This window comes from Bartonella sp. TT121SHDZB (genome assembly GCF_042193415.1).
Lineage (GTDB): Bacteria > Pseudomonadota > Alphaproteobacteria > Rhizobiales > Rhizobiaceae > Bartonella.
In genome coordinates, this window is sequence record NZ_JBHILR010000083.1 from 325 (window position 1) to 558 (window position 234).

At 74.4% G+C, this 234-nt stretch carries 1 protein-coding gene; it reads right to left on the reverse strand.

From position 1 onward, the window contains the following. A partial coding sequence (locus ACFIKI_RS08625) for a hypothetical protein (protein WP_375666810.1) occupies positions 1–234 on the reverse strand: 234 nt, incomplete at both ends.

A 234-nucleotide genomic window follows, 5' to 3' on the forward strand; every position in this document is an offset into this window, starting at 1 on the left:
ACGAGCATGGAGGCATCGGCCTTGTCGTCGGCCAGCACGGCCACGTACTGGATCTGGGGCGCGGCCTGCAGCGCAGCCTGGGTGGCCTGCAGCTGGTTGTTCAGCACAGCCAGCTGGCGCTCGCCGCTTTGGCGCAGGTCCTGGTGCGACCACAGCCCCACGGCCACGGCCGCCACGGTGGCGCAGGCGCCCAGCACGGCGGCGCCGCGCCACCAAGCCAGGGCGCGGCCCACG